The sequence below is a fragment of the Curtobacterium luteum genome, from assembly GCF_001475545.1.
In the GTDB taxonomy this organism is placed as follows: Bacteria; Actinomycetota; Actinomycetes; order Actinomycetales; family Microbacteriaceae; genus Curtobacterium; species Curtobacterium luteum_A.
Genome location: NZ_LDQC01000143.1, coordinates 1 through 8192, shown reverse-complemented (window position 1 = coordinate 8192; position 8192 = coordinate 1). Strand labels below are relative to the sequence as shown.

Annotated in this window: 4 protein-coding genes; all 4 read left to right on the top strand. The window is 70.4% G+C overall.

Annotation, left to right across the window (positions count from 1 at the left end):
- Positions 1 to 35 precede the first annotated feature (35 nt).
- On the top strand, positions 36 to 1250 hold the full coding sequence (gene trpB / locus NS184_RS16685) for a tryptophan synthase subunit beta (protein ID WP_058727197.1): 1215 nt from the start codon (positions 36 to 38) through the stop codon (positions 1248 to 1250).
- On the top strand, positions 1247 to 2047 hold the full coding sequence (trpA, locus tag NS184_RS16680; RefSeq protein ID WP_058727196.1) for a tryptophan synthase subunit alpha: 801 nt from the start codon (positions 1247 to 1249) through the stop codon (positions 2045 to 2047). The genes trpB and trpA overlap by 4 nt, the downstream gene beginning before the upstream one ends.
- Before the next feature lie 240 nt (positions 2048 to 2287).
- On the top strand, positions 2288 to 3271 hold the full coding sequence (gene lgt, locus NS184_RS16675; protein WP_083513797.1) for a prolipoprotein diacylglyceryl transferase: 984 nt from the start codon (positions 2288 to 2290) through the stop codon (positions 3269 to 3271).
- Between the two features lie 203 nt (positions 3272 to 3474).
- Entirely contained in the window at positions 3475 to 8082 is a 4608-nt protein-coding gene (gltB, locus tag NS184_RS16670; protein WP_058727195.1) for a glutamate synthase large subunit, read from the top strand.
- Positions 8083 to 8192: the final 110 nt, after the last annotated feature.

Genomic DNA, 8192 nt, shown 5'->3' with positions numbered 1-8192 from the left:
GTCCGGCATCCCGGACCCATCACGAAAGGCACATCGTGACCTCGCTCCGCGAACAGCACGGCCCGTACTTCGGCGACTTCGGCGGACGCTTCGTCCCCGAGTCGCTCGTCCTGGCGCTCGACGAGCTCGAGGCGGCCTTCCGCGAGGCCTGGGCGGACCCGGCGTTCCGGCAGGAACTCGACGACCTGCAGCGCGACTACACCGGGCGCCCGTCGATCATCACCGAGGTGCCGCGGTTCGCGAAGCACGCCGGAGGCGCCCGGATCATCCTCAAGCGCGAGGACCTCAACCACACCGGCTCGCACAAGATCAACAACGTGCTCGGCCAGGCGCTCGTCGCGAAGCGGCTCGGCAAGACCCGCCTCATCGCCGAGACCGGCGCGGGCCAGCACGGCGTCGCCACCGCAACGGCCGCGGCGCTGTTCGGCATGGACTGCGTCGTCTACATGGGCGCGGTCGACACCGAGCGGCAGGCGCTCAACGTCGCACGCATGCGACTGCTCGGTGCCGAGGTGATCCCGGTCGAGACCGGCTCCCGCACGCTCAAGGACGCCATCAACGACGCGCTCCGCGACTGGGTGGCGAACGTCGACCACACGCACTACCTGCTCGGGACCGTCGCGGGGCCGCACCCGTTCCCGGAGATGGTGCGCGAGTTCCACAAGGTGATCGGGGACGAGGCCCGGCAGCAGGTCCTCGACAAGGTCGGCCGGCTGCCCGACGCGGTGGCCGCCTGCGTCGGCGGCGGGTCGAACGCGATGGGCATCTTCGACGCGTTCCTCGACGACGAGTCCGTCGCCCTGTACGGGTACGAGGCGGGCGGTGACGGCATCGAGACCGGTCGCCACGCCGCGAGCATCTCGCTCGGCCGGACCGGCGTCCTCCAGGGCACGAAGTCCTACCTCATGCAGGACGAGGACGGGCAGACGATCGAGAGCCACAGCATCTCCGCCGGGCTCGACTACCCGAGCGTCGGACCACAGCACGCCCACCTCGCGGCGATCGGCCGGGCGAAGTACGAGCCCATCACCGACGCCGAGGCGATGGAGGCGTTCCGACTCCTCAGCCGCACGGAGGGCATCCTCCCCGCGATCGAGTCGTCGCACGCCCTCGCCGGCGCGATCAAGCTCGGCAAGGAGCTCGGCCCCGACGGGGTCATCCTGGTCAACCTGTCCGGCCGTGGCGACAAGGACGTGGCGTCCGCCAGTCGCTACTTCGGCATCCTCGACGAGAACGCGGTCCAGCTGTGAGCACGAACACGAACACCTCGGTCGCGTCGACGATCGACACGGCCAACGCCGAGCGCTCGGGTGCCGTCGTCGGCTACCTGCCCGCCGGCTTCCCGGATCTGCAGACCAGCGTCGACGCGGCGGTCGCCCTCGCCGAGAACGGTGTGGACGTCATCGAGCTCGGCCTGCCGTACTCCGACCCGGTGATGGACGGTCCGGTCATCCAGCGCGCCGCAGAGGAGAGCCTCGCCAACGGCTTCAAGGTCGCGCAGGTTTTCGACGCGGTCGACCAGATCACGAGCCGAGCCGACGTGCCGGTGCTCGTCATGACGTACTGGAACCCGGTGCTGCGCTACGGCGTCGACCGGTTCGCGGACGACCTCGTCGCCGCCGGAGCGTCCGGACTCATCACGCCGGACCTCATCCCGGACGAGGCCCGAGAATGGATGGACGCCTCGGAGCGCACCCACCTCGACCGCGTCTTCCTCGCGGCGCCGTCCTCCACCGACGCCCGCATGCACCAGGCGGTCGAGTCGAGCCGCGGGTTCGTGTACGCGGTGTCGACGATGGGCGTCACCGGGGCGCGACTCGGCGTGGACGCTGCCGCGCGGACGGTCGTGTCCCGGCTGCGGGACGCCGGGGTCGAGCGGACGTGCGTCGGCCTCGGCGTCTCGACGGCCGACCAGGTCGCCGAGGTCCTCGAGTACGCCGACGGCGCGATCGTCGGGTCCGCGTTCGTCCGGGCCCTCGCCGACCTCGGTGTGCAGGGCGTCGCGGACCGCGCAGCGGACCTCACGAGCGGCGCGCAACGCCGCTGACGCACCGGCGCGCCGCGGCCCGACCGCAGCAGTACCGGACCGGAGGCCCGGATCACGTGACCCACGTCGGTCACGTGCTCCGGGCCTCCGGTCCGTGTTCCCCACGGAACGCCCCGACCGTCACGATTTCCACAGGACCGCCTCCAGCGGTCCTGGCGGGCCGGTGGTCCGCGCTACAGTGATCGGGGCCGTGCCGGACGGCGGCCCGGCCAGCACGCACCGAAAGGCGACCGCACCTCCATGCCCCTCCTGAGCATCCCGAGCCCGAGCACCGCCTGGCAGTACTTCGACGTGACCGCCTGGCTCCGCGACGCGTTCGGCTGGTCGCTGCCGCTCGACTTCCGCATCCACGCGTACGCGATCTGCATCCTCATCGGCATCGTCGTGGCGGTCGTGATGGCGAACCACCGGCTCAACGCCCGGGGTGTCGAGCGGTGGATCATCATCGACATCGCGATCTGGGCCGTCCCCGCCGGCATCATCGGTGGCCGCCTCTTCCACGTGTTCACCCACGTCAGCGACTACTTCGGGCCCGGTCGTGACCCGTGGTCGTTCCTCTACATCTGGGAGGGCGGGCTCGCCATCTTCGGCGCGCTCATCCTCGGCTCCCTCGGCGCGTTCATCGGTTGCCGCCAGGTCGGCCTGCGCTTCACGACCTTCATCGACGCGATCGCTCCGGGCGTCCTGCTCGCACAGGCGTTCGGCCGCTTCGGCAACTACTTCAACCACGAGCTGTTCGGCATGCCGACGAGCCTGCCGTGGGGCCTCGAGATCGAGTCGACCAACGCTGCGTACCCGAAGGGCCTGCCGGAGGGCACCCTCTTCCAGCCGACGTTCCTCTACGAGATCATCTGGAACGTGCTCGGCGTGCTGGTCATCCTCTTCCTGGCGCGCCGGTTCACGCTCCAGTGGGGCAAGGTCATGGCGCTCTACCTGATCTGGTACGGCGCGGGCCGCTCGGTGCTCGAGTCGATCCGCGTCGACACGAGCGAGACCTTCTTCGGTGTCCGCACCAATGTGTGGATGGCCCTCGCGGCGGTCCTGCTCGGCGTCATCATCTTCGTGGTGCAGTCGCGTCGGCACACCGGCAAGGAGCCCTCGCCCTACCTGCCGGGTCGCGGGCCCGACGCGCGCGCCGATGTAGACTCGGACGACACCTGGTCGGAGCACGACGACGAGCCTGCAGCCGTCGCCGCCGACCCGGTCGGCACCACCCGGTCCTAGCGCTCAGCGCCCCACATCGAGCTCCGAGCGCGCCGGACCGGAGGCCGATCGACCACCGCCCGCCACGAACCGGGCGCAACACCACCCGTGCCGACGGTGCAACCCGCCGTCGGCACGGACGGGCACCTGTCCCGCCCGTCCGGGCGGAACGCACCACCGGGCCACCGCTGTCCCTGTTCCCATCCTCGTGAGGACGGTTCCCCATGGCGCACCAGCCAGACCAGACGCGCAGCACCGCGTCGTCGCTCCTGCCCCCGCACCGCCGGTTCTCGGCCGTCCCCGACGCCACCGGCATGTACGACCCGGCGAACGAGAAGGACGCCTGCGGCCTCGCGATGGTCGCGACGCTCCGCGGCACCGCCGGACACGACATCGTCGACGCTGCGCTCGGCGCGCTCCGCAACCTCGAGCACCGCGGCGCCGTCGGCTCGGACGCCGGGACGGGAGACGGCGCGGGCATCCTCTGCCAGGTGCCGGACGCCTTCCTGCGCGACGAGGTGCCGTTCGACCTCCCCGCGGCGGGGGAGTACGCCGTCGGGACCGCCTACCTGCCCCTCGACGAGGACGACCGTCACCGCGTGCAGGGCGCCGTCGAGCGGATCGCCCGTGAAGAGGGCTTGCGTGTCCTCGGCTGGCGTGAGGTCCCGGTGCGCCCGGAGGTCCTCGGCACGCTGGCCCGTGCCGCCATGCCCGCGTTCGCGCAGCTGTTCGTGGCGTCGAACCGGCACGACGTGCACGGAGCGGCCTGGAGCGGCATCGCACTCGACCGGCAGGCGTTCCGCCTCCGCAAGCGTGCCGAGCACGGCCTCGAGGTCTACTTCATGTCGCTGTCGAGCCGCACCATGGTCTACAAGGGCATGGTCACGACGCTGCAGCTCGAGCCGTTCTACCCCGACCTCAGCGACGAGCGCTTCGCATCGAAGCTCGCGATCGTGCACTCGCGGTACTCGACGAACACGTTCCCGTCGTGGCCGCTCGCGCAGCCGTTCCGCACGCTCGCGCACAACGGCGAGATCAACACCGTCCGCGGCAACCGCAACTGGATGCGGGCGCGGCAGTCGCAGCTGGAGAGCGAGCTGCTCGGCGACATGGCGCCGCTGCTGCCGATCGTCAGCCCCGGGGCGAGCGACTCTGCCTCGTTCGACGAGGTCCTCGAGCTCCTCAGCCTGACCGGGCGGTCGCTGCCGCACGCCGTGTCGATGATGGTGCCGGAGGCCTGGGAGAACCAGACCGGCATGGACCCGGAGCTCCGGGCCTTCTACGAGTACCACTCGATGCTCATGGAGCCGTGGGACGGCCCCGCCGCGATCACCTTCACCGACGGCACCCTCGTCGGTGCGACCCTCGACCGGAACGGCCTGCGCCCCGGGCGGTTCCTCGTCACCGACGACGGCCTCATCGTCATGGGCTCGGAGACCGGCGTCATCGACGTCCCGGCCGCGAAGGTCGTCCGCAAGGGCCGACTCCGTCCGGGTCGGATGTTCCTCGTCGACACCGAGGCGGGCCGCATCATCGAGGACGACGAGGTGAAGCGCTCCCTCGCGGCCTCGGGCCCGTGGAGCGAGTGGCTCGAGTCCGGTCGGATCAACCTGACGGACCTGCCGGAGCGCGAGCACATCGTGCACACGCCCGCCTCGGTCACCCGACGACAGCGTGCGTTCGGCTACACCGAGGAAGAGGTCCGGATCCTCCTCCGTCCGATGGCGCAGACGGGCGCGGAGCCGCTCGGCGCGATGGGTTCGGACACGCCGATCGCGGTGCTGTCCCAGCGTCCGCGACTGCTCTTCGACTACTTCACGCAGCAGTTCGCGCAGGTGACGAACCCGCCGCTCGACTCCATCCGCGAGCAGGTCATCACCTCGATGGGCATGGGTCTCGGTCCGGAGCGCAACCTCCTGTCCGCCGGCCCGGAGCACGCCAAGCAGATCGTGCTCGGCTTCCCGGTCATCGACAACGACGAGCTCGCGAAGATCCAGCACTTCGAGACCGCGTCGGGGCGGCACCTCACCGTCACGATCAGGGGCCTGTACCGGGTCGACGACGGCGAGGCCGCCATGCAGAAGCGCATCGACGCGGTCTGCGCCGAGGTGGACGCCGCCATCGAGTCGGGCAAGCAGTTCATCGTGCTGTCCGACCGAGACGGCAACGCCGAGAACGCACCGGTGCCGAGCCTCCTGCTGCTCGCGGCCGTGCACCACCACCTCATCCGCACCGAGCAGCGCATGAAGGTCGGTCTGATCGTCGAGGCCGGCGACGTCCGAGAGGTCCACCACGTCGCCACCCTCATCGGGTACGGTGCCTCGGCGATCAATCCGTACCTGGCGATGGAGACCTGCGAGAACCTCGTCCGCGCGGGCATGATCACGGGTCTCAGCCCGGAGCAGGCCGTCCGGAACGTCATCAAGGCGCTCGGCAAGGGCGTGCTGAAGATCATGTCGAAGATGGGCATCTCGACGGTGTCCAGCTACGCGGGCGCCCAGGCGTTCGAGGCGGTCGGCCTGTCCCAGGAGTTCGTCGACCGCTACTTCACGGGCACGTCCTCGATCCTCGGCGGCGTCGACATCGACGTGATCGCCCGCGAGAACGCCGAGCGGCACGCCCAGGCGTACCCGCAGGACGGCGCGGTGCTCTCGCACGAGCGGCTGCAGACCGGCGGCGAGTACCAGTGGCGGCGCGAGGGTCCGCCGCACCTCTTCAACCCGGACACGGTGTTCCGGCTGCAGCATGCCACGCGCGCCCGCCGGTACGACATCTTCCGGGAGTACTCGAAGGCCGTGGACGACCAGTCCGAGGCGCTGATGACGCTCCGCGGGCTGTTCCGCTTCAAGGACGGTGCCCGCCAGCCGGTGCCGCTCGACGAGGTCGAGCCGATCGAGTCGATCGTCAAGCGGTTCAACACGGGTGCCATGTCGTACGGGTCGATCTCGCAGGAGGCCCACGAGACCCTCGCGATCGCGATGAACCGTCTCGGTGCCCGGTCGAACACGGGTGAGGGCGGCGAGGACGTCGAACGCCTGCTCGACCCGGAGCGACGCAGCGCGATCAAGCAGGTCGCGTCCGGTCGCTTCGGCGTGACGAGCATGTACCTGACCCACGCGACCGACATCCAGCTCAAGATGGCCCAGGGCGCCAAGCCCGGCGAGGGCGGGCAGCTGCCCCCGCAGAAGGTGTACCCGTGGGTCGCCCGGACCCGGCACGCGACCGCCGGCGTCGGACTCATCTCGCCGCCGCCGCACCACGACATCTACTCCATCGAGGACCTCAAGCAGCTGATCTTCGACGTGAAGCGGGCGAACCCGTCCGCGCGCGTGCACGTCAAGCTCGTGAGCCAGTCCGGGATCGGCGCGGTCGCTGCCGGGGTGACGAAGGCCCTCGCAGACGTCGTCCTCGTGTCCGGCCACGACGGCGGCACGGGCGCGTCCCCGCTCAACTCGCTGAAGCACGCCGGCACCCCGTGGGAGATCGGCCTCGCCGAGACCCAGCAGACGCTCATGCTCAACGGCATGCGCGACCGTGTCGTGGTGCAGGTCGACGGGCAGATGAAGACCGGGCGCGACGTCGTCGTGGCCGCGTTGCTGGGCGCCGAGGAGTACGGTTTCGCGACCGCACCGCTCGTCGTCGAGGGCTGCATCCTGATGCGGGTGTGCCACCTCGACACCTGCCCCGTCGGCGTCGCGACGCAGAACCCGGAGCTCCGGGCCCGGTTCTCCGGCAAAGCGGAGTACGTCGTGAACTTCTTCGAGTTCATCGCACAGGAGGTCCGCGAGCTCCTCGCCGAGCTCGGGTTCCGGTCGCTCGACGAGGCGATCGGCCAGGCGGACGTGCTCGACGTCGACCGCGCCGTACAGCACTGGAAGGCGTCCGGCCTCGACCTCGGCCCCGTGCTGCAGGGTCCGTCCTTCCCGTCGGACGAGGCGCGCCGCCACCTCCGCGACCAGGACCACGAGCTCGACGAGCACTTCGACGTCGAGCTGATCCAGCGCACCGCCGACGTCCTCGAGCACGGCGGCTCGGTCGCGCTCGACCTCCCGATCCGCAACACGGAGCGTGCGGTCGGGACGATGCTCGGACACGAGGTGACCATCCGGCACGGCGAACACGGCCTGCCCGCCGGGTCGATCGACATCACCCTCCGTGGTTCCGCGGGGCAGTCACTCGGTGCGTTCCTGCCCGCGGGCGTGACGCTCCGGCTCGTCGGTGACAGCAACGACTACGTCGGCAAGGGGTTGTCCGGCGGGGAGGTCATCGTCCGACCGGACGCCGAGTCCGCGTTCGACGCCGCCGAGAACGTCATCGCCGGCAACGTCATCGGGTACGGCGCCACCCAGGGCAGCATGTTCATCCGCGGGATCGTGGGGGAGCGCTTCCTGGTCCGGAACTCCGGGGCGACCGCGGTCGTCGAGGGTGTGGGCGACCACGCTCTCGAGTACATGACCGGCGGACTCGCGCTCATCCTCGGCGAGACCGGTCGCAACCTCGGCGCCGGCATGTCCGGGGGGACGGCGTACGTGCTCGGCCTCCGTGACGAGGACGTCAACCAGGACGCCCTCGCGAGCGGGGAGCTGCGCCTCGGGCCGCTCGACAGCGCGGACGTCGAGATCGTCACGGACCTGCTCGAGCGACACCGCGACGAGACCGGTTCGACGGTCGCGGCCGAACTCCTCGAGTCCGGCGACCTGAGCGGCTTCGTGAAGGTGCTGCCGCGTGACTACGCGGCGGTCCTCGCGACCCGGCAGCAGGCCGTGGACGAGGGGCTCGACCCCGACGGCGACGTCGTCTGGAACCGCATCTTGGAGGCGACCAATGGCTGACCAGGACCAGTCGGTGGAACGGACAGGGCACACGAACACCACGGAGGCGACCGATGGCTGACCCGAAGGGCTTCTTGAAGGTGCAGGAGCGCGAGCTCCCGCCCCGAAGC